The 24,572-nt window shown below is 63.6% G+C and carries 25 protein-coding genes and 1 tRNA gene; 14 read left to right on the plus strand and 12 right to left on the minus strand.

Annotation, left to right across the window (positions count from 1 at the left end):
• Window positions 1–20 precede the first annotated feature (20 nt).
• The gene (locus ACLL97_RS20225; RefSeq protein ID WP_411282290.1) at window positions 21–1,298 is read right to left on the minus strand and encodes a cation:proton antiporter; all 1,278 of its coding nucleotides are present in this window, start codon (window positions 1,296–1,298) and stop codon (window positions 21–23) included.
• Window positions 1,298–2,638, minus strand: a complete 1,341-nt coding sequence (locus ACLL97_RS20230) for a hypothetical protein (protein WP_411282291.1) — start codon at window positions 2,636–2,638, stop codon at window positions 1,298–1,300. The genes ACLL97_RS20225 and ACLL97_RS20230 overlap by 1 nt, the downstream gene beginning before the upstream one ends.
• 229 nt (window positions 2,639–2,867) lie before the next feature.
• Here ACLL97_RS20230 and ACLL97_RS20235 point away from each other — a divergent pair, with 229 nt between their 5' ends.
• From ACLL97_RS20235 to ACLL97_RS20250, 4 genes are all read left to right on the plus strand, one after another.
• The gene (locus ACLL97_RS20235; RefSeq protein ID WP_411282292.1) at window positions 2,868–3,920 is read left to right on the plus strand and encodes a hypothetical protein; all 1,053 of its coding nucleotides are present in this window, start codon (window positions 2,868–2,870) and stop codon (window positions 3,918–3,920) included.
• A gap of 157 nt (window positions 3,921–4,077) precedes the next feature.
• On the plus strand, window positions 4,078–5,610 hold the full coding sequence (locus ACLL97_RS20240; protein ID WP_411282293.1) for a SulP family inorganic anion transporter: 1,533 nt from the start codon (window positions 4,078–4,080) through the stop codon (window positions 5,608–5,610).
• Window positions 5,607–6,254, plus strand: a complete 648-nt coding sequence (locus ACLL97_RS20245; RefSeq protein WP_411282294.1) for a carbonic anhydrase family protein — start codon at window positions 5,607–5,609, stop codon at window positions 6,252–6,254. Before ACLL97_RS20240 ends, ACLL97_RS20245 begins: the two co-directional genes overlap by 4 nt.
• Before the next feature lie 25 nt (window positions 6,255–6,279).
• A complete protein-coding gene (locus ACLL97_RS20250) occupies window positions 6,280–6,972 on the plus strand; it encodes a TetR/AcrR family transcriptional regulator (RefSeq protein ID WP_411282295.1) in 693 nt (230 codons plus the stop codon).
• Between the two features lie 325 nt (window positions 6,973–7,297).
• On the opposite strand, the gene ACLL97_RS20255 is transcribed toward ACLL97_RS20250, so the two are convergent.
• Window positions 7,298–7,368 (minus strand) — tRNA-Cys (locus tag ACLL97_RS20255).
• A gap of 124 nt (window positions 7,369–7,492) precedes the next feature.
• Between ACLL97_RS20255 and ACLL97_RS20260 the strand changes: the two genes are divergently transcribed.
• From ACLL97_RS20260 to ACLL97_RS20270, 3 genes are read left to right on the plus strand one after another with little or no spacing between them, the layout of a single operon-like run.
• Window positions 7,493–7,972, plus strand: coding sequence for a MarR family winged helix-turn-helix transcriptional regulator (locus ACLL97_RS20260; RefSeq protein WP_411282296.1), 480 nt, complete (start codon window positions 7,493–7,495; stop codon window positions 7,970–7,972).
• Window positions 7,973–8,030: 58 nt separating this feature from the next.
• On the plus strand, window positions 8,031–8,693 hold the full coding sequence (locus tag ACLL97_RS20265) for a nitroreductase family protein (protein ID WP_411282297.1): 663 nt from the start codon (window positions 8,031–8,033) through the stop codon (window positions 8,691–8,693).
• A gap of 11 nt (window positions 8,694–8,704) precedes the next feature.
• Complete coding sequence (locus ACLL97_RS20270; protein WP_411282298.1) at window positions 8,705–9,337, plus strand: LON peptidase substrate-binding domain-containing protein; 633 nt, start codon at window positions 8,705–8,707, stop codon at window positions 9,335–9,337.
• 59 nt (window positions 9,338–9,396) lie between these two features.
• On the opposite strand, the gene ACLL97_RS20275 is transcribed toward ACLL97_RS20270, so the two are convergent.
• From ACLL97_RS20275 to ACLL97_RS20295, 5 genes are read right to left on the minus strand one after another with little or no spacing between them, the layout of a single operon-like run.
• Window positions 9,397–10,164, minus strand: coding sequence for a hypothetical protein (locus ACLL97_RS20275; protein ID WP_411282299.1), 768 nt, complete (start codon window positions 10,162–10,164; stop codon window positions 9,397–9,399).
• Window positions 10,161–11,084: an ABC transporter ATP-binding protein gene (locus ACLL97_RS20280; RefSeq protein WP_411282300.1), complete on the minus strand. Its 924-nt coding sequence runs from the start codon at window positions 11,082–11,084 to the stop codon at window positions 10,161–10,163. Before ACLL97_RS20280 ends, ACLL97_RS20275 begins: the two co-directional genes overlap by 4 nt.
• Window positions 11,085–11,095: 11 nt before the next feature.
• The gene (locus ACLL97_RS20285; protein ID WP_411282301.1) at window positions 11,096–11,959 is read right to left on the minus strand and encodes a hypothetical protein; all 864 of its coding nucleotides are present in this window, start codon (window positions 11,957–11,959) and stop codon (window positions 11,096–11,098) included.
• Window positions 11,956–12,864 (minus strand): ABC transporter ATP-binding protein, encoded by a 909-nt coding sequence (locus ACLL97_RS20290; protein WP_411282302.1) that lies wholly within the window; start codon window positions 12,862–12,864, stop codon window positions 11,956–11,958. The genes ACLL97_RS20285 and ACLL97_RS20290 overlap by 4 nt, the downstream gene beginning before the upstream one ends.
• Window positions 12,865–12,904: 40 nt before the next feature.
• Complete coding sequence (locus ACLL97_RS20295) at window positions 12,905–13,399, minus strand: hypothetical protein (protein ID WP_411282303.1); 495 nt, start codon at window positions 13,397–13,399, stop codon at window positions 12,905–12,907.
• 137 nt (window positions 13,400–13,536) lie between these two features.
• Between ACLL97_RS20295 and ACLL97_RS20300 the strand changes: the two genes are divergently transcribed.
• Window positions 13,537–14,772: an EAL and HDOD domain-containing protein gene (locus ACLL97_RS20300; protein WP_411282304.1), complete on the plus strand. Its 1,236-nt coding sequence runs from the start codon at window positions 13,537–13,539 to the stop codon at window positions 14,770–14,772.
• Window positions 14,773–14,926: 154 nt separating this feature from the next.
• The gene (locus ACLL97_RS20305) at window positions 14,927–15,532 is read left to right on the plus strand and encodes a hypothetical protein (RefSeq protein WP_411282305.1); all 606 of its coding nucleotides are present in this window, start codon (window positions 14,927–14,929) and stop codon (window positions 15,530–15,532) included.
• Window positions 15,533–15,539: 7 nt separating this feature from the next.
• Here ACLL97_RS20305 and ACLL97_RS20310 read toward each other — a convergent pair whose 3' ends face one another.
• Window positions 15,540–16,175 carry a hypothetical protein gene (locus ACLL97_RS20310; RefSeq protein ID WP_411282306.1) on the minus strand — a complete coding sequence of 212 codons (636 nt, stop codon included), beginning with the start codon at window positions 16,173–16,175 and terminating at the stop codon, window positions 15,540–15,542.
• A gap of 359 nt (window positions 16,176–16,534) precedes the next feature.
• On the opposite strand from ACLL97_RS20310, the gene ACLL97_RS20315 reads away from it, so the two are divergent.
• A complete protein-coding gene (locus ACLL97_RS20315) occupies window positions 16,535–18,757 on the plus strand; it encodes a glutamine synthetase III (RefSeq protein ID WP_411282307.1) in 2,223 nt (740 codons plus the stop codon).
• Window positions 18,758–18,868: 111 nt separating this feature from the next.
• Here the strand turns inward: ACLL97_RS20315 and ada are convergent, their stop codons facing one another.
• Window positions 18,869–19,957 (minus strand): bifunctional DNA-binding transcriptional regulator/O6-methylguanine-DNA methyltransferase Ada, encoded by a 1,089-nt coding sequence (ada, locus tag ACLL97_RS20320; protein ID WP_411282308.1) that lies wholly within the window; start codon window positions 19,955–19,957, stop codon window positions 18,869–18,871.
• A 145-nt stretch (window positions 19,958–20,102) separates the two neighbouring features.
• Here ada and ACLL97_RS20325 point away from each other — a divergent pair, with 145 nt between their 5' ends.
• Window positions 20,103–20,498 carry a luciferase family protein gene (locus ACLL97_RS20325; RefSeq protein WP_411282309.1) on the plus strand — a complete coding sequence of 132 codons (396 nt, stop codon included), beginning with the start codon at window positions 20,103–20,105 and terminating at the stop codon, window positions 20,496–20,498.
• Window positions 20,499–20,507: 9 nt separating this feature from the next.
• Here the strand turns inward: ACLL97_RS20325 and ACLL97_RS20330 are convergent, their stop codons facing one another.
• Complete coding sequence (locus tag ACLL97_RS20330; RefSeq protein WP_411282310.1) at window positions 20,508–21,113, minus strand: hypothetical protein; 606 nt, start codon at window positions 21,111–21,113, stop codon at window positions 20,508–20,510.
• Window positions 21,114–21,253: 140 nt separating this feature from the next.
• On the opposite strand from ACLL97_RS20330, the gene ACLL97_RS20335 reads away from it, so the two are divergent.
• The 3 genes from ACLL97_RS20335 to ACLL97_RS20345 are packed head-to-tail and all read left to right on the plus strand — an operon-like array spanning window position 21,254 to window position 24,113.
• Window positions 21,254–22,462 carry an amidohydrolase gene (locus tag ACLL97_RS20335; protein ID WP_411282311.1) on the plus strand — a complete coding sequence of 403 codons (1,209 nt, stop codon included), beginning with the start codon at window positions 21,254–21,256 and terminating at the stop codon, window positions 22,460–22,462.
• Entirely contained in the window at window positions 22,459–22,647 is a 189-nt protein-coding gene (locus ACLL97_RS20340; RefSeq protein ID WP_411282312.1) for a DUF3311 domain-containing protein, read from the plus strand. Before ACLL97_RS20335 ends, ACLL97_RS20340 begins: the two co-directional genes overlap by 4 nt.
• Window positions 22,644–24,113: a sodium:solute symporter family protein gene (locus ACLL97_RS20345; protein WP_411282313.1), complete on the plus strand. Its 1,470-nt coding sequence runs from the start codon at window positions 22,644–22,646 to the stop codon at window positions 24,111–24,113. The genes ACLL97_RS20340 and ACLL97_RS20345 overlap by 4 nt, the downstream gene beginning before the upstream one ends.
• Window positions 24,114–24,135: 22 nt before the next feature.
• Here ACLL97_RS20345 and ACLL97_RS20350 read toward each other — a convergent pair whose 3' ends face one another.
• Complete coding sequence (locus ACLL97_RS20350; RefSeq protein WP_411282314.1) at window positions 24,136–24,543, minus strand: VOC family protein; 408 nt, start codon at window positions 24,541–24,543, stop codon at window positions 24,136–24,138.
• Between the last annotated feature and the right edge of the window lie 29 nt (window positions 24,544–24,572).

Below are 24,572 nucleotides of genomic sequence, written 5' to 3' on the forward strand. Positions count from 1 at the left end.
CGGGCGGCGGGTAACGGGTATCAGCCACCGCGGGCGGCCGCCCGTCGCAGTCCAATCCGAAACAGAATCGGACCAAGGGTCTGGTTCACCGCGATCGTCGCCAGCAACAGCGCTCGTAAACTTTCACCGCGTGACGGATAGACCTCGGCCACCACCGCCGCCAGTCCAAATGCGACCCCGGCCTGCGAGACCAGCCCGTACCAGGCGTGGTCGGTCACGACCGGGTCGAGCTTCGCCCATCGGCCGCCCAACTGGATTCCGCCCCAGATGGCGAGCATGCGCACCCCGACCACCGGCACGACGATGGTCCACAACGGGAAGACCGCTGCGGGATCAAGACGCGCGCCGGAAAGTGCGAAGAACACGACGAAGATCGGCGCCGCCGCACGCTCCATCGCGTGCCTGAACGCTTCGCCGCGTCCTCCAGACGCATTCTCCGCCACAAAGCCCGCCACCAACAACGTGAGGAGCGTCTCCACGTGCATGACGCGCGCGATTTCGGCGCCGAACAGGGCCACGAGTATCGCGAAGATGAACAGCTCGCGACTGATGAAACGCAGATACATCGCCACGAACGCGCCGAGTACCGCACCCACCAGCACGGCGCCACCGATTTCCCAGATCACCGTGCCGACCTGCACACCACCACCGCCACCATTTGGCGGCACCAGCGCGCGCGCCGCCGCCAGGACCCCTGAGAAGATCAGGACGACGGCGATGTCCATTACCAGCACCACACCCAGCGTATAGCGCGCCACCGGGCCGTTCGCGCGGGTTTCCGTGAGCAGCGCAATGGTGGCCGCCGGTGAATGCACGACCGCTACGGCAGCCACCAACAAGGAGAAGGCCATAACCTCGGCCGGCGGCGCGGTCGCCAACACGGGCAGCTGACTGCGCAGCAGCGCAATCGTGACCGCCACACCCACGAAACTGAGCAGCAGCTCCGCTGACATCAGTTTCAGAATCGCGATGCCGCGCTCGCGAATCTCGGCAATCTGCAATTCGGCACCCGCGAGAAAGGCAATGAGCGCGATCGCCAGATTGCTCACCGGCGTCAGCTCTTCGAGCGCGGGACGCGACACGTAGCCAAGCGCGGGAGGCCCGAACAGCACACCGGCGAGCATATAGCCCACGATCTTCGGAAGACCGATCACTGTAACGAGCTCGCCCACGCTGTACGCCGCGAGAATCAGAAACCCGAACAACATCAACGTCGGTACGCCGGACGTAGCGCTGCTCAGGAGCAAGACGCCCTGCATCACCGCGTACAGCACGACAAGGATGATGAGACGACGCATCAGCGTTTCCCCTTATGCTCGTGTTCTTTGGCATCCGGGTCAACCTTCCGCAACGCAGGAAAACGTTGCGCCATCGTCTCCGTGACCGACTCCATCACGGCCTCGGTCGTGGCCGACAGCGTCATAGACAGCTGCTCGAGCGGAACAAGCAACGGATCGACGGCCGATCGCACAAACCGTGCGGCGAAGAACTCCGTGAACAGCACGGACACCGCCGCGCAGGTGAAAATCAGATCGCCGTACGGGAGACCTCGCCGCGAGTAGTCGAGCGCCAGTGCAAATGTGAGGCGCCCCTGTCCCATCAGGGCACGTCCCCAGTCGAGGCCCACTTCGGCCTGTGCCCGATTGATCCATGTCACGATGCCCGTGCCCCACAGCTTGGCAATCGTGCGCAAGACGACGTAGTGCATAATCACCAGCCACCAGACCACGTTCGACCCAGGTGCCCAGGCCGCACCGGCCAGCATGAGCAACACGTAGTACAGCGGCCGCTCTCCGGAGCGCAACACGTCGTCCACCGGCGCGGGCTGACGCAGTGAATTCGCCAGCACGATCCCCATCACAAACGCCGCCAGCGTCGGCGACAGCTGCAGGTACGATGCCGCGCCGCTGGTGAGAATGACGGCGCCGCCAAGCGAGATGAAGAGTCGATCCGGACTCCGCTCGCTGCCGAGAAAAAGATGAAAGAGGGCGCCGCCCACGACGCCGATGCCCAGCGTCACGACGACCCATTCGGTCGTCGTGAGGGCACGCATCATCAACGGGACCTGCGTATGAGCGGCCGCAATCAGAATGCCGAATGCGAAGATGCTCACGAAGGCGTCCATGCCGTGTGCCACTTCGATCTGTCGCAGCACGGGGGCAGCGCGACGCGCGCCGGCTCGTGCCGAGAGCCCGAAGGCCACATCGAGTCCTGCGGGAGTCGATGCGACCGCGATGGCACCCAAGGTCAGCGCGGGCAGCATTACCGCCGCGTACGACGCCTGAAAGCCGTACGCGAGGGCGCTCGTGGCGCCGGCTGCGACCAGCGCGAAGGTCGTCAGACTTTCCACCAGTGAGAGCCGGTAGGTGACTGACGGAATGCGCACCAGCCTCGGGAGTCGCAGCGAGGTCCCGGCCGAGATACCCATCCAGCCAATTCCCAACACAAGAATCGGCTCGAACGCCGCCACGGCCGACGGTGGAAACAGACCGGTCACCTGCGGACCCAGCAACACGCCGAGCACCAGATACTCGGCGCCCGACACAATCAGTAGCCGCTTCGCCAGCCACTCGTACAGCACGTGCGTGGCCAAGAAGGCCAGCGCGGCAATCAGGATCAGCAACAGCGGAGCGCTCAATGAATCGTCCTGTGGCGTTGGTGTCGACTGTCCGAATTTGGTGACAGCGTCCGCGTTCTCAAATCAGAATAGGGCCGCGACAAGGTCAGGCACAAGGCAACTCAACGGCTGTATGGACAAGCACTTGCATTCGTTGGGACGCGATTCGCCACATCGATCGCGCGCGCGGCCGCCAGGTGGCACCGCTGATGCCTACTACCGTCGTGACTACTGCTCTTTGGAGGAGCACATGACACTGCATCGTTCGATCTCATCTCGTGCCCGCCGCTCTGTCGTCACCATGCCGGTGATCGCTGGGCTCTTTGTCGCCGCGAGTCAGGCTGATGCGGCGCCGACCCCGCAGTTCGACCGCGCCAGCCCGGTGCTCGAGACGGTTGCCGCCCGTGCTGCGGTGAATGACGGTGATCGGTACGAAGATCGGGCGCGGGCCGATCGCGCGCTGTTCACGTGGACGGGCCGCGTGGATCGCGAAGTGCTTATCGTGGTCCGTGGCCGTGACGTGCGCACGAGCGGTTTCGATGCCGCGCTGCCGAATCGTACCCGCGTGAACTCCGCACTCCCGCGCACCAACGCCAATGTGGTCGTGCGAGTGAACGACGGACGTGGCGATGTAGATGTCATCGAACAGCCGTCGGCACAAAACGGGTACCAAGCCGTGCTGCGGGTCCGTGACCCACGCGCCGGTGCCGACAACTATCGCCTCACCGCGTATGTGGACGATCGCTACGGCCGCGACAGTCGCGACGACGTCTACGATCGCGGCCAGAGAAATGGGGACGAGGTCTACGATCGTCGCGATGGAGATCGCGACGAGGAGCGCGGCAACAACGGGAACGGTGGTGGATGGGGACGCGGCGGTCGACGTGACGGCGAGCCGTTTCCGGGCAAAGGCCGAGGCAAAGGCCGCGACAAAGACCGAGAGAAAGACCGCCACGACCGGGATGGCGGCCACAACGATCGCGGCCGGAACGATCAAAACGGTGGTGCGGGCTCGCTGAACTGGAGCGGACGCGTCGACGACGTGGTCGAGATCCAGATCTCCGGCCGTCGCGTGGACGCCATTACCCGCAGTGGTGTCCGCGTCAGCGAGGTGAACTCGAACATGCGCGGGGGTGGACTGCCGAACCGGAACGTAAATTTGCAGATCGAACAGCGTTCAGGCCGCGGCAGCATCGCGGTCGTCCAGCAGCCAAGTGCGTGGAACGGCTACACCGCCATCATCCGGGTCAATGATTCTCGAGCCGGAGCTGCGTACTACGATTTCGTCGCATACTGGCAGTAGTGCCGGCGCTGACGTGACGAACGGGCGGATCCCTCTGGGAGCCGCCCGTTCGTCGTCCCCACCACCGCCCATCGAAAGGCAATCATCTCTTTACTTCCGATTACAATAGTAATACTATATTAAATGTTAGCTTTACTTCCCTGTCACCCAGAGTAGCATGCGCGCACTCTTCCAAAGCTTCAAGCAGGACCTACCGGCCAGCATCGTCGTTTTCTTCGTGGCGGTACCCCTCTGCCTCGGAATCGCGCTAGCGTCCGGGGCCCCGCTTTTTTCGGGCATTATCGCGGGCATCGTGGGCGGTATCGTGGTCGGCGGCGCCAGCGGGTCCCCGCTTGGCGTCAGTGGACCCGCCGCGGGCTTGGCGGTAATTGTGCTGGGCGCGATTGCCACGCTGGGCGGGAGCTGGGAAGGCTTTTTGGTGGCCGTGGTCCTTGCCGGCGTCCTGCAACTCGCAATGGGCTTCGCCGGGTTGGGCGGGATTGCCTACTACTTCCCGTCGTCCGTCATCAAGGGCATGCTAACGGGCATCGGTCTGCTGATCATCATCAAGCAGCTGCCATTCGCGATCGGCATTGCCGGTCAGAGCAGCGAGGAGAGCGGCGGCAGTACGGCCTTTGCGCAGCTGGACCACATGCTGCAGCGGATGGCGCCAAGCGCGGTGCTCATCAGCGCGCTGTCGCTGATGCTTCTCATCGCCTGGGAGCGCTGGCTGGCGCCAAGGGCGAAAATATTCCGGCTGATTCCGGGTCCACTCGCGGCGGTGGCCACGGGGATGCTCCTCAGCGCCCTGATGACGTCAGGCGCGATACCGTTCTCGCTGGCGGCGAACCAGCTGGTCGCGATTCCCGTCGCCGGCAGCGTCAGCGAATTCCTGGGACAGTTCGCGACCCCAGACTTCAGCTTCCTCCAGCGCGCGGACGTGTATGTCATTGCGGCGGTGCTGGCCATCATTGCCAGTATTGAAACGCTGCTCTGTGTTGAAGCGACCGATCGCCTCGACCCTCTGAAGCGGATCACGCCGACGAATCGCGAACTCAAGGCGCAGGGGCTGGGCAACATCGTCTCCGGGCTGATCGGTGGGCTACCCGTGACGCAGGTCATCGTGCGGAGCTCGGCCAACATCGCATTTGGCGCAAGGAGCAAGTTGTCGGCGATGATGCACGGCGTGCTGATTCTCTTGTGCGTCATCGCCATTCCGTCGCTCCTGAACACGATCCCGTTGGCCACTCTTGCGAGCATCCTGCTCGTGGTCGGCTACAAGCTCGCCAAGCCGGCGTTGTTCAAACAGATGTACCAACACGGGTGGGAGCAGTTTGCGCCGTTCGCAGCCACGGTTGTGGGTATCGTGGCAACCGACCTGCTGCGCGGTATCGGCATTGGATTTGCCGTCGCCGTCGTGATCATTCTCCGCCACAACCTGCGCAACCCGTTTTCGCTCGCGGAGCACGCGTCGGATTCGATGGACTATCGCATTCAGCTGGCAGAGGAAGTGTCGTTCCTCAACAAGGGACAGATCCTGGCGAAGCTGCAATCCATCCCGAACGATGCCCGTGTCGTCATCGATGGCACGCACTCCAAGGTCATCGACTTCGATGTGCTGGAAATCCTCCGCGAGTTTCGTGCAAGTGCCTCTTCCCGCAACATCGCCGTGAACGTTCACGGCGCCATCCTCAATCCCAACCTCCAATGAAAACGCTATCCCGTGAGATGCGCGACGCGCTAACTCCTCACCTCGCGATCGATGTCCTGCGGCGCGGAAATGAACGGTTCGTGAACAACCTCAAGGCCAATCGCAATCTCTTGCAGCAAGTCAACGAAACCAGCGAGGGGCAGCATCCTCTCGCCATCGTACTCAGCTGCATCGATTCGCGCACGTCGGCCGAGCTGATCTTCGACCAAGGGCTGGGCGATATCTTCAGTGTACGCGTCGCCGGCAACGTGTTGAACGAAGACATTCTCGGGAGCATGGAGTTCGCCTGTAAGGTCGTAGGTGTCAAGGCGATCGTGGTGCTTGGACACACACGGTGTGGCGCCATCATGGGTGCCTGCGACGGAGTGCGATTGGGCAATCTCACGGCGCTATTGCAGAAGATTGAGCCGGCGATCGCCGAGGAAACCGAGACGCACGAAAACCGCACGTCGAGCAATGCCGAGTACGTCGAACGGGTGGCGAGTCTCAACGTGAAGCTGGTGAAGCGTCAGATCATCGAACGGAGCCCGGTGCTCGCCGAAATGTTGGACAACTCCAAGATCGCGTTGCTGGGCGGGATATACGACGTCGAGTCTGGTGCAGTGGAGTTCTACGACTCGCTCATGGTCATGGGCGTCCGCTAATGTATGTCATTCACTCCGATCCCCGATGAACAAGCTCCACGACGGCGTACCCATTCAGATTCTTGTTGATGAAAAGTTGTTCCTCAAAGATCCGAATTCTTCCGACGTGGGGCTTCGCATCATCGAGCACGGCATTCAGCTGATGGACGAAATTGGCTTTGAGAGTTTTACGTTCCGAAAGTTGGCTGACCGTATCGGCACCACCGAACCAACGATCTACCGATACTTCCGGGGAAAGCATCGGCTACTCCTGTATTTGACGTCGTGGTATTGGAGCTGGATGGAGTACCGCGTGCACGTGGCCACCAGCAATGTGACTGCGCCGGACGATCGTCTCCGGAATGCGCTCGAAGCGCTCACGCAACCCATTCACGCCGACGACGTCACGCCGCACATCGATGAGGCGGCGCTCTATCGCATTGTGGTCGCCGAGTCGTCCAAAGTCTACCTCAACAAACTCGTCGCCGCCGAGAATCGTGAGGGATTGTTCCGCAGCTATAAGCGCTTGTGTCGACGTGTTGCGGAGATGATTTCGGCGGTCAATCCGGTGTACGCCTATCCCGTGGCACTCGTGTCGACGGTGGTGGAGAGTTCACACGTGCAGAAGTACTTCGCCGAACATTTGCCATCGCTCACGGAAGTCACGCACTTGGACGCGGACCATTCGACGACAGTGTTTTTGACGGAGATGGTGTTTCGGACTATCGGCGCAACCTAGGAGTTCTTTTATCAGGCGCCGCGCAGCCGGCGGTGACGAAGCCGCCGGTATTGATCGCGATGCCGAGAAGGTCGGAGGTCAGTCCCAGACCGGCCAGAGTACGGACGGCGGAAACATGGACTGAGGGGCCACGGCCAACGCGCCACCTTCGATCAGCCTGATCAACTGTTCCCGGTCCGGCGCCGCGTCCACTACCTCACGGCGTACTCGGAGTAGCACTCGCGGCACATCCCCCAAAACACGACGAGGGCGACTCCCGAACGGGAGCCGCCCTCGTCCCCGTACCCGGAACCCAAAACTCCGCACTCGATACCGCAGTTGAAAGAGGCGCCGGTCGGAATCGAACCGACGGTGGGAGATTTGCAGTCTCCTGCCTTACCACTTGGCGACGGCGCCCTACCCGCACTCTACAGGCAGATCGGCAATGTATCGACCGAACCCCTCCAGTGGTAGCAACCTGCGCGCCTCCTAAACAATGAGTTGGTTTGACAATCATTGTTTGAACAGACATATTGCGGGTATGAGATCTGACACGACGCTCGAACACACGACGCAGGCGACCACCCCGACCGCGACGCCTTCGGAGACGGTTCACGCCCTTCGGACGGCCGCCGCCCATGTCGAGCGCGCGTTAGCGTGGGCCCTCGAACCGTTCGGCGTCACCACGGCGCAGTTCGAACTGCTTCTGGTGATCGAACGCCACCACAATAGCGGTGCCGGCTGCAGCGAACTCGCCAAGCATCTGGCCGCGCCTGGGCCCGATGTGACAAGGATGCTCGACAGGCTCGATAGTGCCGGCTTTGTGGCGCGGAAACGCGACAACAAGGACCGTCGAGTCGTGCAGACGGAGCTCACCGAGAAAGGCGGGCAACTGCTCAAGAACGCGGGTCCGTCCGTTAGCCAAGCTGAGTGTTCGGTATTCGATGGACTCGCCGACAGCGAGCGCGCACAGCTCGCCAGCCTCCTTCATGGAGTTCGCCGGAACTGTCCCGGAAACTAATTTCTTGGTCAACTGTTTGTTATAACGACAGACGTCACACCAACAGGAATTTACTAAGATGCTTTTTCTCGAAAACGCTTCCGCTGCGCTCCTCACCGCAGAGTATGCCATAACCAACGAGCGCCTCTCCGCCGCCCACGCGGCCATGACGCGTCACTCGGTGCGCTCGTATCTCGACATCCCCGTGACCGACGACGAGCTGCAGACGCTCCTCGAGCTCACCGGACGCGCCCCCTCGGCTTTCAATCTCCAGCCGTGGCGCTTCATCGTCGTACGTGATCAGGCCATCAAAAACGCGCTCAAGGAGGCGGCCTACGGTCAGAAGCAGGTCGGTGAGGCCCCGGTCGTCATCGCGATCTACGCCGACATGGATGACGCCATGGCCAACCTCGCCGAGGTCGTGCATCCCGACCTCACAACGGAAAAGCGTGCCAGCACCATCGCCATGCTCGAGAATAACTTTGGGGGTATGACCCCCGAAGCGCGCGCCAACTGGGCCAATGGCCAAGCCAACATCGCCCTCGGTTATCTGCTCCTCATCGCCAAGTCGGAAGGCTTCGACACCTCGCCGATGCTCGGCTTTGAGCCCGATCGCGTGAAAGCCATTCTCGGCATCCCGACCGGCGCCACCATTACCGCGATGGTCGCCCTCGGCCGAGGCGCTGACGACGGATTCCGTTCGCATCGTCACGCTGTGGAGCGCACGACGCGCTTTCGCTAGATATTTCCTAAGTGACCGATCTCCTGCTTCCTATCTTTCCGCTGGGTGTCGTGCTCCTCCCCGGCACCCTGATGCCGCTGCACCTCTTCGAACCACGCTATCGGCAGATGCTCGCCGATGTACGCGAAGGCGATCGGCGCTTCGGCATCATCGCCGCGATTCCCGGCGTCGCCGAACGCGACCTGCCGGCGGGACGCCTCGGTTGCGTGGCCGAGGTCACCGACGTCGAAGTCATGCCCGACGGTCGCGCCAACATCATCGTGATGGGCCGCGAACGATTCGCACTCGATGCGTTCGTCGAACACGACGCACCGTATCACGTGGCCACCGGCACCATCGTGATCGACGAGACCGGCGCGTCACCTGTCGCGCTGGCGGTCGCGGCCGACGAAGTGATCGCCAACTTCAAGCGCGTCGTGCAGGCCGTGCGCACGTTGAACGACGACACGAATCCGCTCCCCGAGCTGCCCGACGACGCCGCGCAAGTCGCGTGGAGCGTCGGCGCCATGATCGATCTGGATCTCGACAGCAGATATCGACTGCTGGCCGAGCGTTCGCCGGCCGCGCGACTCACACAGATCGACAATGTGCTACGGAAGGCGATTCCGGATCTTGAACTACAGGCAGCTATTAAAACGAAGTAGGGAGTCGGGAGTACGGAGTAATACTCCCTACCCCGTACCCCGTACCCCATACTTTGCAGTTATCGCAAGATTCGCGGCCGTTGCAATCGTCGCCCACCGACGTACACCGACACCACCACCAGCAGTGTCGCGCCGATCAATGAGGCCGCGAGCGACGGACCGTTTTGCAGCGCCTTCTCGGATGACTCCGTGAGCGCCGACGCCACCGACAGCGTCCACTGACGCACACTGAGGTAGTGTAGCGCGGGAAAGGTCGAGCTCAACGCGCCTTCCCAGAACAGCACGTACACCAGGCCGGCCACCAGCGCCCGACGCGTCAGCAACGCCAGCGCGGTGAACAGAGCGGCGTAGGTGACACCGCCGAACATCACCGCAACCGTGAACGCGGTCGTCACGTTCTCAGGATTGCTGCCATTGGCCGCGATCGCACCGGTACTCCATACTGCGAACGCTGACAGCAGGCCCGTCACGATCGACGCATACATCACGCGCACGCAGGCAATCCACCAGCGCGGGGTCGTCGTGGTGACGAGATACAGCAACGTGCCATCCTCTGTCTCGGCGCTGAACGCACTCGTACCCAGCAGCAGCCCGATCAGAGGCATCGCCAGCGCGCACACCAGTGTATCGTACCGCTGCACCAGAAACGCGACCGGATCGCCACTCAAGCTGCCGCGCGACGCAAACGCCAGCGCGAAGAGCACCGGCAGCAACAGGAGTCCGCTTACACCGGCCACCAGCGTGACCGAAAATGTGCGGGCCCACGCCAGCTGGACTAGCACCCGTGCCGTCGCCCACGGCGAGATACGACCGTACGCGACGCTCATCTGGCGACCAAGTATGCGAACACGTGTTCCAGCGATTCGTCGGTGGGCTGGACTTCGAGCAGCGTGATCGAGGCCTGCTGTGCCACGGCGCCGATGTGGTGCGCAAAGCCGGTATAATCGATGGTCCGCACGATCAGCGCGTCGGTCTCGAGATCCACTCCCATCACCGTCGGTGATGACAACAGGACCGACGCCAGCGCGCGATCGTTCGTGGAGCGGATGCGCACGGTGTGCGGTCGGTCGGTCATCATACGCCGCAGTGTGCGATGATCACCGCTCGCCGCCAGGCGTCCCGACAACATCACTAGAATGCGCGATGCCACGCCCTCGATCTCTTCAAGAATGTGCGAACTGAGCAACACGGCGGTGCCTTCGCTCGCGCGGGCTTCCAACAGGCGCATCATGTGCATGCGCTGACGCGGATCAAGACCGTTGAACGGCTCGTCCAGCAACAGCAGCGTGGGCTCGTGCACCAGCGCCGCCGCCAGCTTGGTGCGCTGCCGCATGCCCTTGCTGAAGCCGCCCACTTTGCGGTCCGCCACCGTGTCCATCTCGACAATGGTGAGTGCGCGAAGTGCGGCCGGCTTCGGATCGCGCAATCCCAGCAGCACCGCACGCGCCTCCACGAACGCGCGCGCCGACAGCATCGGCGGCAACGCTTCCCGTTCCGGCACCAACGCGACCCGGCGAAAGAGCGACGGACGGTCGAGCGGCGATTCGCCGTATACCCGCACCGTGCCGCTCGACGGTGCGAGCAGGCCCGCCGCCATCTGCAGCATCGTACTCTTGCCCGCGCCATTCGGTCCTAATAATCCGGTGATCCCGGCCTCGATGACGCAGGTCACGTCGTTCACTGCCACGACATCGCCGTACCAGTGCGACACCCGGTCGAACGCCAGGGGGATAGGCGGATCGCTCATACGCTGATCACTCATACGCGCACGCGACGCAGACGCCAGACCGTGGCCAGCACACCGGTCGCGCCGAGTGAGAGGGCCAGCGCGGCGAACATCCACAGCGGCGGCGGCGGCGCCAGCTCCATCGCGCGAGTCTTCTCGCCGAACAGCATCAACGCCATCTTGTGCAGTGAGCGCAACGGATCGATGAACCCCGACACGTCGGCCGATACGCCAGCCAGATCATCAAGTCCGATGGAGATCGCGGCTGCCACCAGAAACACGCCGATTACCGACGCCGTCGCATACGAACGGCGCGCCGTCATCGATGCCATCGCCGCACCGATCGAGCCGATCACCCAGGCGGTAAGTGTGGCCTGCATCAGCACCGGCCCGGCTTTCGTACCCATCTGGCGAAACGCCATCGCTGGATCGACCGCGATGCCGATTTCACCGATGTACAACAGCAACAGCGGCGCCGCGCACACCACCAGGAGCGCGCCGAGCACCGCGGCAATTCGCGCGCTGGCGTATACGTCGCGCGTCACGTCGCGCGTGAGAATCAGCGGCAGCACCCGGTGCTGTTGGTCGTGACTCATCACCTCCGGGGCCTGTGCAGCGGCGAACAGCACGAACAGAATGAGCTGCGATTCGATCAGGTTGCCGTACATGATCGGCAACTGCCCCTTGGTGGCCGACGACGCGGCTAACGTCGCGAGACAGGGCAGCATGGTGGCCGCCAGCGCGAACACCGGCACGGCCTTCGATTTGAGCGGACGACCGAGTCCGAACATCGCCCGGAAGCCCTGCGCGAACAGCGCCCGCCATGCCCCGCGCACCCCCTCACGTGCGCCGTCGTAGCGTCGATAGCCGAGGTCGTGAATCGTGGTGTCGTTCACGTCGCCGATCCCGCGAACAGGTCTTCGAGATGTCCGCGACGCCGCTCAATGCGCAGCAGTCCCACGCCCGTCGCGACGGCGACATCGCGCACGATATCGTGCGTGGCGAATACCCGCGCCACACTCTCCGCATCATCGCCACTCGGCAATTCCACGAGGGCGCGCAGGAGGTCGCGCTGCACCGCCAGCCCCTGCGCCACCAGCGCGGCGCAATACGCGTCCACATCGCCGTCCACTTCCACCAGCAAGGTGCCCGTTTCGCCCGTGAGCGCGCCGAGTCGCTCCGCGCGCACGAGACGCCCCTCGTCGATCAACACGACGTGATCACAGACGCGCTCGAGTTCTCCCAACAGGTGCGAGGACACCAGCACCGAGATACCGAACTCGCGTCCCGTTCGCTGAATCAATGCCAGCATCTCATCGCGGCCGGCGGGATCGAGTCCGTTCGTGGGCTCGTCGAGCACCAGAATGCGCGGATCGTGCACCAGCGCCTGCGCCAGCTTGACACGTTGCGCCATCCCGGTGGAATAGCCGCCCATGGGCCGGTACCGCTCCTCGAACAGTCCCACGTGTCGTAGCACTTCGGCCGCACGTTCTCGGGCCGCCGTGGCCGGCAGTCCCGAACACCGGGCCATGAAGGAGACAAATTCCGCCGCCGTCATCTCAGGCAGCAGACAGTCGTGTTCCGGCATATATCCGACGAGGGCGCGGATCGCGGGACGGTCGCGCTCCACATCGTGCCCCATCACGTTCGCCGATCCGCTCGAGGGTTCGAGCAGTCCAAGCAGGATTTTCACCAGCGTGCTCTTGCCGGCCCCGTTCGAGCCCACGAGGCCGGTAATCCCCGGTTCGATCGAAACCGTCAGGCCGTCGAGCGCCGTCACGTCGCCGAAGCGACGTGTCAACTCGTGGGTGGTGATGAGCGCGATAGCAGCGTCCTCGGTTCTAGGCGGTGGGCGTAAGCACCAGGTCCGGCGCCGCGACAGGCGCCAGCGGATCGACGATGACTGGCAACGTCACACCAGCCTTCGCCGCGCGCTTCTCGAGTGTCTCGCGATCGAGCAGACCGCGAATCAGCGCATCGGCGACTCGATTCTGCAGATACTTTCCCTTCTCCCACCCTTCCACGATCCCCTTCGGCGTGCCGTAGCACAGGTCCGCAAACTGCGGAATCGTGAGTCCCAGCGATTCACGCAGATGGCGGATCGCCTTCGGGGCCAGCAAATCATGGGCAAGCCGGATCTGCTCCGTCGCCGACTTCTCCGCCGCATCGCGCTGTTCGATCATCCGGTTCTCGTGCCCGCACTTCTCGCACCGATAAAACTCGCGCGATACGTCGGCCGCCATGCCGCTGATGCGCATGGTCACATTTTCCGTCTGGAGGGCGTACCGCCCACCGCAGCCGCGGTGAAGGCTCCCGTCGAGCGTGGTAATACTCATGTCTGACCGAGGGATGATGGCGAGACACGCAGAACGGGTCCGAATCCCGAAGAGTGCCTCGCGAGCAGTTGAATCGTCTTAGAGTCGCTACGACGACGCCGTCGGCGCCACCCCTGTACCGCGTTCTTCCGAGCCAAATGTCCGACTTCTGCCTCGTTCGCCAGCCCATCTTCGGTACGACCGGCGCCCTGCTTGGGTACGAAATCCGCTTCAAAGAGACGGAGATCGGGGAACATGGGTTCGTAGAGAGTTTCCTGAGCGGCACGTTCGACCTGGTGCGCAATCGCATGCCGGCTTTCGTGTCCTGCACGCGTGCGCAGCTGGTTGACGACGCGTTTCACGTCGCCGAGCCCGGCTCCGCGATTGTCATGCTCCCGCCGGATCTCGACGCCGACGAGGCCGTGACAGACGCCGTCGCCCGCTATCGCGCGCACGGCGGACTCCTCGCACTCGACGAGGTCGGTGAGATCGCCGGTCCGTCCGAGTCATTGGTCCCGTACGTGACGTGGGTTCGGATCGATGTCCGCAGTGAGAACGCCGTCACGATCGGCAAAATCTGCGACCGCATCACGCAGGGCTTCGGCAAGCACGCCCCCAAGCTGATTGCCACCCAGATCGATGAGCTCGCCCAGTATGAGGTGGTGCTCGGTCTCGGCTTCGACGCGTTTCAGGGCACATTCTTTAGCCGTCCCGAGCCGCTGCCATCGGCCAACATGCCGCAGTCTACGGTCGCCGCGATGCGACTCATGGGCATGGCGCGCGACCAGAAGATCAACGACCGCCAGCTCGAAGACGTCATTTCGACCGATCCGGTGCTCACGTTCCAGCTCCTTCGCCTCGTGAATTCCGCCGCCATCGGTATGCGGGGCGTCAGCTCAATCGGTCAAGCGCTCCGCCTGATCGGTCGAACCGCATTTCTCCGGTGGCTGGCCGTAGCGGTAGCCGCCGCCCGTCGATCGTCGAATGGCGTGGATCAGGAACTGGTACGGCAGGCCGTGGAACGCGGTCGACTGCTCGAGCAGCTGGCCGGCGGCCCTCGCGACGGCGGCACCCTGTTCCTCGTCGGCCTGTTCTCACTGCTCGATGCCGTCTTCCGCATGCCACTCCCCGAGATCCTCTCGCGGGTCGTACTCAGCGACGAAGCCAACGAAGCGCTGCTCGACCGCACCGGACCCTACGCCGACGCGATCAATTTCGCCGAATCGTACGAGCTCGGTCTCTTCGAAAACGCCACTGAAATCGCCACGGAGATGGGCATCGACCCCGCCAAAGTCGGCGACTTCTACACCAATGCCATCAGCTGGACCGCCGAAGCACTCGGCGCCGCGCTCGACACCCCAAAGCCAGCGCCCGATACAGCTGGCCGAAGATAATCAATAATGGTTCTATAGTGTCGGTATACTAGCTTATCAATGGTCGTACAATAATAGATGGCCGTCGAGTGCTGTACTCGGCGGCCATTTGCCTTGCAGCCTTCTTGCAGTGAAGTTCTGCTGGGAGCCAATCCGTTAAATTCAATCTCTCCGTATGCCCGCTTCCCCGAACTGGCGACTCGCCGCCCTGCTGATCATTGCCGCTCTCGGCGTTCCACGCGCGGCCGCTCGCGCGCAAACCGTCGCCGAGCCCGCGGTTGAGCGCGTGTCGGATAGGCCAAGTCCCATTCAACTCGTCACACCGCTCCTGTCGGCCGGATGGTCACAGACGATGGGCACGCCAGAGGCCTGGAAGCGCACGTGGGGTGGATACGGTTCTCGCGTGGGCGACCTGTACGGATTTCTTGCCGTGCGAACGAGTGTGCGGTATCTGGTCGACCGCGCCGTGCCTTGGGTGGACGATCGCTCGCCGTGCATTTCTCGGCCGGTGGCCTGGAGTCGTGAAGTCGTGGTCCGCGCCGGCTGCGCATTCGTACGCACCAGTACCCTTCGCACCACCGCTGGTAACCGGAGACCCAATCTCCCGTTGCTCGCGGGCATCACGATCGGCTCCGCCACGTCGCTCAGCTGGCGCCCCGAACGGCACGCCGCCGCCTCCGGCCGCGCCTTTGTCGCGCAGCGGTTGGCCATCAGTTACGGATCTACGGTGCTGGTGCGAATGGTGAGAGACTGGCGCGCCGACGCGAAGGCGCGCCCGTAGACCACCATTAGCGCGACGGCATCGGGGGGAGCTGCTGAGCCGAAGCGGCCGAAGCGGCCTGCGCGGCCTGCTGAGCCTGCGCGGCCTGCGCGGCCTGCGCCGCTTTACTCAGCGGCTGCGGTGCTCCCGCCGCGATGGTGAGCCGAATGCGCTCGATCTGTGTTGCCGAGGCGTTGAACAGCACCGCCACCAGATTGCTCGACCAGATCACATCACTCGGCACCGACGGCCACGCCCCGATCGTGTCGCCGCGCGGCGTCAGTCGGAAGCGGTCAAGCGCCGTGACATCCCGGGCTGCGGCCAGCGAGTCGCTATAGAAGAACGCGACCATCGACGCGGTGAGCCCGATCTTGTAGCGCACGCCCGGCACGCTCAGGTACGCCACCTTCATCGAGTCGCCGGCCGGCTTGAAGGCTAGCCCCGACTTCACCACGCGATCCTCGAGAGCACACCGCTTCCACGCGCCGTCGCGTGGGCAGGCCGAGTCACTCGGTGTCGCCGGCCGCGGCATCACCGCCACCGGGGGAGTGCTCGCGGTCGAGTCGGTCGCAGCGGTGTCCCCACCGCCGCAGGCTGCCGCCATCGCGAGCCCGGTCGCCGCGATCGTCCGTCGCGCCCCCAAAAGACAAAATGCAGTTCGCATTTTCCAGTGTACCCCGAGAAGTGGCTCGCCGCCAAACCCTCGGCGTTCTCTGCGCCTCTGCGTGCTCGGCATGATCAGTTCCGGTACGGGGCAGGCTCCGCTGCACAGATCACGCAGTGGGAACGAGGACACAGAGGCGCAGAGCACAACTTTTCTTCGGTTTTTGTTCGTAAAATCTACTATGATAGCAGACTGTACCATATTTTCCGCTAAATAGTCAATAAAATGCGAACATTTTATCACTCCGAGGTGGATTCTGGCTCTGCTTCTGACATATTTCTGCAACGAATGCACGAATCGCCGTACAGCGGACCCATGGCTGACCGGCCGTCTGACTACCACTCTCAAATCACATCGCCATGTCCTCCCTGAACGGCTCGCGCATCGCTGCCATGCGCGAAGTGACGCAGCGCCCGGTCCGCATTACGGTCCGCCCGGAAGAGAACGGCATTCTGCAGCCGACCAGCGTGTGGTTCGGCATGAACACCTTTGGGCTGCGCCAGATGCGCGCCAAGATGCCCAAGGACGTTTACAAGAAGCTCGCGGCGTCCATCCGCCTCGGCAAAAAGCTCGACTCCGAGATCGCCCCCGTCGTCGCGCAGGTCATCAAGGAATGGGCGATGTCGCGTGGCGTGACGCACTTCACGCACTGGTTCCAGCCGCAGACCGGCCTCACCGCCGAAAAGCATGACGCCTTCCTGAACTTCGACGAGAACACGATCCCCATCGAGACGTTCACCGGTGAGCAGCTCATTCAGTCGGAGCCCGATGCGTCCAGCTTCCCGTCGGGTGGATTGCGCGCCACGTGGGAAGCCCGCGGCTACACCGCGTGGAATCCAGCGTCGCCCGTGTTCATCAGCGAAACCGGTGGCGTGAAGTATCTGTGCATCCCGTCGGTCTTCATCGGCTACAATGGTGAAGCACTCGACGAGATGACGCCGCTGCTGCGGAGCTCCGACGTGCTGTCGCATCGCGCCATGGAATTGCTCGAACTGATCGGCGACAGCGATGTCCTTCGCGTGAACACCACCCTTGGTGTCGAGCAGGAATTCTTCATCATCGACCGCTCGCACTTTGCCCTCCGCCCCGACCTCGTCATGGCGGCGCGCTCACTCGTCGGCGCGCCGCCGCCGCGTGGCCAGCAGCTCGAAGACCACTACTTCGGTGGTATCCCCGAGCGCGTGCAGGCCTGTATCAGCGAAGTCGAGCATGAGCTGTACAAGCTCGGCGTGCCCATCGTGACGCGTCACAACGAAGTCGCACCGTCGCAGTTCGAAATGGCGCCGATCTTCGAAGACACCGACATCGCCGTCGATCATAACCATCTCGTGATGAGCGTGTTACGGAAGATCGCGCTGCGTCATGGGCTGCAGGCCATCGTGCACGAGAAGCCGTTCGCCGGCATCAACGGCTCTGGCAAGCACTGCAACTGGTCGCTCTCGATCACGTCCGACAACCAGCTCGACGGCACCAACCTGCTCAAGCCGGGCAAGACGCCGCATCAGAACATTCGCTTCCTCGTGTTTCTGGCCGCTGTGCTGAAGGGCGTACACAAGCACGCCGGTCTGCTCCGCGCCGGCATCGCGGTGAGCGGCAACGAACATCGGCTCGGTGCCAACGAAGCACCACCCGCGATCATTTCGGCCTTTCTCGGCTCGGGCCTCACGCAGGTCGTTGAAGACATTGCTGCCGGCAAGACGTCACCGAAGAACGCGGAGCAGGCCATGCTCAAGCTCGGCGTGGCGAAGCTTCCGGAAGTCCAACAGGACAACACCGACCGCAATCGTACATCGCCCTTTGCCTTTACGGGCGCGAAGTTCGAGTTCCGCGCGGTCGGCGCCTCGCAGAGTATCGCGTTCCCCGTCATGCTGCTACAGGCCGCCGTGGCTGAAGCGCTCGGCGAGATCATCGAACAGCTCAAAGCGGAGCTCAAGACCAGCAAGAGTACCGACGACGCCGCGCTCAAGGTTGCCGCGAAGGCATTCAAGGAATCGGCTGCCGTGCGGTTCGAGGGCAACAACTATTCCGACGAATGGGTGGTCGAAGCCAAGCAGCGTGGGTTACTCAATCTGCGTCGTACACCGGAAGCGCTCGCCCAACTGCGCACGGACACGGCCATCGCACTGTTCAAGAACACCAACATTCTCACCGCCGTCGAACTCGATAGCCGCTACCATGTGCGGCTCGAGCGCTACGTGAAGGACATCCTGATCGAGCTGCATACGATGCAGCAGATGATCGACACGCAGGTGCTGCCGGCCGCGTACGCGTATCTCGGACAGCTTGCCGCATCAGCGGGACAAGGTGCCGCCGCCGGCATCAATATGCAGCCTATCGTCGATGCCGCGAACTCGGTATCGAAGTTGGTGGCCACGTTGCAGAAGAAGCGCGCAGAACTCGCCAAGGTACTCACCAAGGCCGAGCACATGCATGATGACCTCGATGGCCAGGCCAACTATCTCACAACCACTGGCTGCGATACGATGGGCGAAGTGCGCGACGCGGCCGATGTCATCGAGCTCGCGATCGGCGACGAGTACTGGCCGCTACCGCGGTACCGGGAGATGCTGTTCCCGGTCTGATCTGGGAACCGCCAACGGCTTCGGGGACAGGGAGGAGCACAACAGGGGGAGGAGGCAGGCCGCTGTGCGCGGTGCTCTGCTTCCTCCCCCCTGACAACCTCCCCCTGCCCCCTAAGCCGTCGGCAGTTGCTCCCCCCGCAGCAAACGCTCCTTCCGTTCCACCCCCCATGCGTATCCGCCGAGGCTCCCGTCGGCACGCACCACGCGATGACATGGCACCACCATCGCCACCGGATTCGCACCGCACGCCGTGCCCACGGCCCGTACCGCTTTTGGTGAACCGATGCGTGCGGCGAGCTCCGCGTACGTAATCGTTTCGCCTCGCGGGATGCGCTGCAGCTCACGCCACACGCGCTGCTGAAAGGCGGTACCGCGGAGATCAAGTGGCAGCGCGTTGAGCAACGGTTGCGACAGCGCGGCGCCACTCGCCAGCCCGACCACAGTTGCGCTGATGTCACCGAGTGCGGCGTCGTCGCGCACGATGTCGGCCGCGTGCAGCGAAGCCCGCAGGGTCGCGTCAAGCGCCAGCGGATCGCTACCGAGCAGTACGCGATGCACACCACGCGACGTCATCGCAACTAATACGAAACCGAGTGCGCACGGAACGATCGAATAGAACACCGTCTCTCCGGAGGCGCCGCGGCGCAGTGCCCCCGGCGACATGCCGAGGTGCGCCGAGGCGGCAATGTATGCACTCGGTAACGAGTCGAACCCCGCATTGAAGGCAGCGCTCGAGACTGATGCACTCGTTGAGAGTGCGGCGCGCAATCGTTCGCTGCGTTGCGCACGCTGCCACTCGGCGGGCGTGCATCCAACGAGGCGGGTGAAGACGCGTTGCAGATGGGCTCGACTCACCTCGAGCGCGTTGGCGAGTTGGGTGACCGTCATCGCTTCATCCTCCAGCCGGTTGATCGCCCGCACCACCATCGTCGTGTGTATCGCATCGCTGCCCGCGGCCGATGCTGATTCCGGCTCGCATCGCTTGCACGAACGGAAGCCAGCCGCACGAGCGTCGTGTCCGGTCGCGTAGAATCGCACCCGCTCCGGCCGCGGACGGCGCGAAGGACAGGACGGGCGACAGAAGATCTTCGTCGACGTCACCGCAAAGACGAAACTGCCGTCCCACTGGCGGTCGCGCTCGACCACCGCCCGCCAGCGCGGATCGATCGTTGCATCAGGAGCAGCGTTTAGTGGAGCCATGTCGGACGATACGCCGCGCGCGTCCGCGCCGCGACACGATTCGTCTCCGCAAACCCGGACACTCCCGATTGCTCGCCTTTCGCGGAAACTTGGTGCATGCTCAGGCAGCGCTGCAATCGGTTCACGTCTTGCCTTGGTGACGCGCATGGGCACTATCGACCTCGGCGAACGTGTCGCCGGTATCGTCAAGCACTGGGATGGCGTAGAGACACGGCCGTATCGGTTCGGCGGCGTGGAGTTTCGTGTCGACCATCGCGAAATCGGTCACGTCCATGTGGGCGGTGTGGCCGATCTGCTCATGCCGGTGAGGCTGCGTCGCGACCTCGTGGCCGCCGGTCGCGCCGAACCGCACCGCACCCAGCCGAATTCGGGGTGGATCAGTTTTCGGATGCGAAGCGAGCACGATGTCCCCGCCGCTGTCGAACTGTTCCGGCTCAACTACCAGCGGCTCCGTGGCATCGTGCGTCCGCGTTCCATCACGTCCATCGTGACCAACCCGACATTGTTGGCCGACCGCACGGCCGACGACCTGCCGGCCTAACCACCGTCGTTACGCCGGCGACTCGGTGCGTTCAACCAGCGCCGGCACCGGTGCCCGGTTCGACATGAGCTGCGTCACGAAACGCTGTCCTTCGGAGATGCGCTCGATTTCGATCGACATGGCGTCCACCGCCTGTTCTATGCGCTCGAGACGGGCCGCGCCCTCCAGCAACTGCGGACTCGGCTTCGGCTGGTTCGCGCGCTTCATCATCATGCGCGCCGCCGCCCACGCCAGCGGTGTCCACACCATCACGATCGAGACGATCGAAATCGCCGTGAGCTGATTGGAGCTGAACGGTCCGTAACGTTGCGCGGTGGCTTCTTCGTTGACCAGTTCGCCCGGAGCGCGAGCGAGTTCACGGCCATTCGAAGCGATATCCCGCTCCAGCTGCACGATGCGCTCGTCAATCACGGCGAGACGCTGTTCCAGCCCCTTGGCGCTGGGCCCCGAGGTGCGCATTAACTCTCTCGCGGCATCGTCCCGGCGCCCTTGTACCGACGAAAGCTGACGAGATAGCTCGCTGCGCTTCGCCTTGAGCGCCTCGACGTCGGCAGCAGAGAGCGGCTTGGAGTTGAGGAGGATCAGCTCGCCACCGCTGGTGGCGCCGAGCGGCACCTGAGGAACGGGTGGCGGAGCTGGAACCGCCGGCGCGGATACGGGTTGCTGTTGGACCATAGTCTAACCTACGCAAAGAAGCGGAAAGCGGTTACATCACTAGGGACGCGTCCGAGTCCACCCGTGCCTGATCCGTGACCATGACGACTGCCACTCATTCGCCGGCGCTCGACGCCGCGGCCTTGCTCCACGAGGCGCACCAGCTGGCGCCTCAAGTGATCGACTGGCGCCGCGCGCTCCACCGGCGCCCCGAAGTCGCCTTTCAAGAGCACGAAACCGCCCGGTTCATCCGGCAGGTGCTCGAACAGATTGGCGACCTCGAGATCTCGCGTCCCACCGACACCAGCGTGATGGCGCGCCTACTCACCGGTCGTCCCGGGCCGGTGCTTGCCGTGCGGGCCGACATCGATGCCCTCCCGATCCACGAGGAGAACGATGTCGAGTACCGCTCGAAGTCCGATGGCGCCATGCACGCCTGTGGGCACGACGGGCACACGTCGATCGCGCTCGGACTCGTGACCCTCCTGGCGCGCCACCGCGATCGGCTGCGCGGCGAAGTCCGTTTCATCTTTCAGCATGCCGAAGAGCTCTCGCCCGGAGGTGCCGAAGAGATGGTGCGACAGGGGGTGATGGACGGCGTCGATCAGGTCATCGGTCTCCATGTCTGGGCGGCCATGCCAGTCGGGCAGATCGGGTTGATCTCGGGGCCGGCCATGGCGGCCCCCGACACCTTCGAGTGCACCATACTCGGCAAGGGCGGACATGCGGCGGTCCCCCACGACACGATCGATCCGATCGCCGTCGGCGCGCAGGTGGTCTCGGCGCTCCACCACGTTGTGTCGCGCACCGTCGATCCCCTCGATCCCGTGGTCGTATCGATCACGCAGTTCATCGCCGGCACCACCTTCAACGTCATTCCCAACACGGCCTATCTCGCCGGTACCGTGCGGACCTTCGATCCCACGCTGCGCACCACGGTGCCCGTCACGATCGAGCGCATCATCAAAGGGGTGACCGGCGCCTTCGGCGCCACGTACGCGTTTCGCTACGAGCCGGGATACCGTCCGGTCGTCAACGATCCGAGCCTCACCGCGCGACTCACCGACGTGGTCACGCGCACCTTCGGCGCGGCCACGCTGATCGACATGCGTCCCACCATGGGCGGAGAAGACTTCTCGGCGTACCAGCAGCGGGCGCCCGGCGTATTTGCGTTCATCGGTGCCGGCAACGTCGATGCTGGCATCGACTTCCCGCATCATCACCCGCGCTTTCAAATCGACGAGCGGTCGCTGGACATCGGCCTGCGGTATCTCACCGCCGCCACGCTCGACCTGCTCGGGTTGGCGTGACGAAACCGTATCGACTGCTGGCCCTTGTACCAGCAGTCGCGATTCTCGGCGCGCCGTGGTTTGCAAATCGCGTCGAGCCGCGCATCCTCGGCATGCCGTTCTTGCTGGGATGGATCGTGTTTTGGGTGCTCATGTCGTCTGTGACAATGGCCATCATCGGCGCCCTCGACGATCGCGACCCATGATAGTCTCGCTGGGGATTCTGTCCACCACCCTGCTGTTGGCGCTGCTGCTTAGCGTGCGCGGCGCGCGAAGCGCTGGTGGCACGACGAGTCTCGAACAGTGGAGCGTGGGCAATCGGGGATTCGGCACGGTGCTCGTGTTCATGCTGCTGGCCGGTGAGATCTACACGACGTTCACGTTTCTCGGCGGCAGTGGCTGGGCCTACGGACGCGGCGCGCCCGCATTCTACATCATCGGCTACGGCGCCGTCGCGTACATCATGTCGTACTGGCTGCTACCCGCCATCTGGAAGCGCGGCACAGCGTGGAAGGTGCTCTCACAGGCAGAGTACTTCACGCACGCGTATGGCAGTCCCGCGCTGGGCACGCTGGTGGCCGTGGTGAGCATCGCGGCACTCATGCCATATCTCGTGCTGCAGTTCAAAGGACTCGGCATCATCGTGTCGGAGACATCGTACGGTGCGATCAGCGCCAACGCCGCGATCTGGATCGGCACCATCGCAACGGTCATTTACGTAGTGCTGTCCGGCGTGAAGGGCTCGGCGATGACCGCGGCGCTCAAAGACGTGATGGTCCTGCTCTGTGTGGTCGGACTGGGCATCGTGTTGCCGTACAAGTTGCACGGCGGCATCGGCCCGATGTTCACGCGCATCGCCGCCGAGCGTCCTGGCTTCCTCACGCTACCGCTGAACGGAATGTCGCCGAGCTGGTTCGCCAGCACGGTGGCGCTCACCGTGCTGGGCTTCTACATGTGGCCGCATACGTTCGGCTCGGTGTTCACCGCCCGTGACGCGTCGGTGTTCCGCCGCAACGCTGCGCTGATGCCGCTTTATCAGCTGGTGTTGTTGTTCGTGTTTTTTATCGGGTTCGCGGCACTACTGTCCGTGCCGGGGCTCACGGGCTCAGATGTCGATCTCGCGCTGCTGCGCGTGACACGCGACACGTTCGGTCCATGGATCGTGGGACTGGTCGGCGCGGCGGGGCTGCTCACTGCGCTCGTGCCGGGGTCGCTCATTCTGATGAGCATCGCTACGACGCTCGCGCGCATCCTCCGTCCGCCGCGCGAAGGGCAGCCGGCCGACTCCGCTACGCGCGCGCGCCTGCTGGTGCCGCTGTTCGCCGGCATCGCGCTGTTGTTCACGTTCCGCGGTGGCAGCACACTCGTTACGCTGTTGCTCATGGCGTACAGCATGGTCACCCAACTCTTTCCCGCGCTGCTCGCCTCCCTGCTGCCACAGTCGCGCATCACCGCCGCCGGCGCCATCGCCGGCATCGTGGTGGGCGAGGCGGCGGTCGCCGTCACCGCGTTCGGCGGCGTGTCGATGGCCTCACTCTTTCGTGGGTGGCCGCAGAGCATCACCGACATCAACACGGGCTTCTTGGCGCTCGTCCTGAACGTGATCACGATGATCGCAATCAGCGTCGCCCTCCCGCAACGCACGACCGGACCCCAATCAGTCTCGGGCTGAGCGCGTCTGAACGTCGACCGCGCTAGTCGACCGCGAGAGGGAAGCCCGTCGCGTCATCAAGGACTTCAGCCACACAAATCCGGTGCCCTTCCGGATCTTCAAGCTCGAATTCGACCTGACCACCGGGCATCAGTTCCGGCCCGCGTACCAGCGGCGTACGACGACGGGTGTGATCGAGGAGCGCGGTCAGTTCACCACCGTCGAGCCGCAGATAAATATCCCAGTCATGGGAGGCCGGGGCGCGCACGATCGGGGTGCGCGTGCGCCGGAGCATCAGTTCGGCGGCGTCGCGACGCAGAATGCAGCCATCGTACGGTGCTACGTCGGGAGACGGATCGGCGGAAAAGCCGAGGATCTCGCTATACCAAGCCATGCAGCGTTCGACATCCGCGACGCGCAGAACCGGGACAACAGCGGTAAATCGGATCATGCTGATGTAATGCCTCGTGGCAGCGAGAA

Source organism: Gemmatimonas sp. (assembly GCF_046594945.1).
GTDB lineage: Bacteria > Gemmatimonadota > Gemmatimonadetes > Gemmatimonadales > Gemmatimonadaceae > Gemmatimonas.

Bases quoted from the DNA above. Each gene is read 5' to 3' on its own strand.
- ACLL97_RS20240 (WP_411282293.1), top strand. From the start codon at position 4,078: ATGCGCGCACTCTTCCAAAGCTTCAAGCAGGACCTACCGGCCAGCATC.
- ada (WP_411282308.1), bottom strand. From the start codon at position 19,957: ATGGCTCCACTAAACGCTGCTCCTGATGCAACGATCGATCCGCGCTGG.
- ACLL97_RS20275 (WP_411282299.1), bottom strand. From the start codon at position 10,164: ATGAGCGTCGCGTACGGTCGTATCTCGCCGTGGGCGACGGCACGGGTG.
- ACLL97_RS20350 (WP_411282314.1), bottom strand. From the start codon at position 24,543: ATGATCCGATTTACCGCTGTTGTCCCGGTTCTGCGCGTCGCGGATGTC.
- ACLL97_RS20315 (WP_411282307.1), top strand. From the start codon at position 16,535: ATGTCCTCCCTGAACGGCTCGCGCATCGCTGCCATGCGCGAAGTGACG.
- ACLL97_RS20250 (WP_411282295.1), top strand. From the start codon at position 6,280: ATGAACAAGCTCCACGACGGCGTACCCATTCAGATTCTTGTTGATGAA.
- ACLL97_RS20265 (WP_411282297.1), top strand. From the start codon at position 8,031: ATGCTTTTTCTCGAAAACGCTTCCGCTGCGCTCCTCACCGCAGAGTAT.
- ACLL97_RS20310 (WP_411282306.1), bottom strand. From the start codon at position 16,175: ATGCGAACTGCATTTTGTCTTTTGGGGGCGCGACGGACGATCGCGGCG.
- ACLL97_RS20295 (WP_411282303.1), bottom strand. From the start codon at position 13,399: ATGAGTATTACCACGCTCGACGGGAGCCTTCACCGCGGCTGCGGTGGG.
- ACLL97_RS20225 (WP_411282290.1), bottom strand. From the start codon at position 1,298: ATGCGTCGTCTCATCATCCTTGTCGTGCTGTACGCGGTGATGCAGGGC.
- ACLL97_RS20345 (WP_411282313.1), top strand. From the start codon at position 22,644: ATGATAGTCTCGCTGGGGATTCTGTCCACCACCCTGCTGTTGGCGCTG.
- ACLL97_RS20300 (WP_411282304.1), top strand. From the start codon at position 13,537: ATGTCCGACTTCTGCCTCGTTCGCCAGCCCATCTTCGGTACGACCGGC.
- ACLL97_RS20325 (WP_411282309.1), top strand. From the start codon at position 20,103: ATGGGCACTATCGACCTCGGCGAACGTGTCGCCGGTATCGTCAAGCAC.
- ACLL97_RS20245 (WP_411282294.1), top strand. From the start codon at position 5,607: ATGAAAACGCTATCCCGTGAGATGCGCGACGCGCTAACTCCTCACCTC.
- ACLL97_RS20305 (WP_411282305.1), top strand. From the start codon at position 14,927: ATGCCCGCTTCCCCGAACTGGCGACTCGCCGCCCTGCTGATCATTGCC.
- ACLL97_RS20335 (WP_411282311.1), top strand. From the start codon at position 21,254: ATGACGACTGCCACTCATTCGCCGGCGCTCGACGCCGCGGCCTTGCTC.
- ACLL97_RS20280 (WP_411282300.1), bottom strand. From the start codon at position 11,084: ATGAGCGATCCGCCTATCCCCCTGGCGTTCGACCGGGTGTCGCACTGG.
- ACLL97_RS20260 (WP_411282296.1), top strand. From the start codon at position 7,493: ATGAGATCTGACACGACGCTCGAACACACGACGCAGGCGACCACCCCG.
- ACLL97_RS20235 (WP_411282292.1), top strand. From the start codon at position 2,868: ATGACACTGCATCGTTCGATCTCATCTCGTGCCCGCCGCTCTGTCGTC.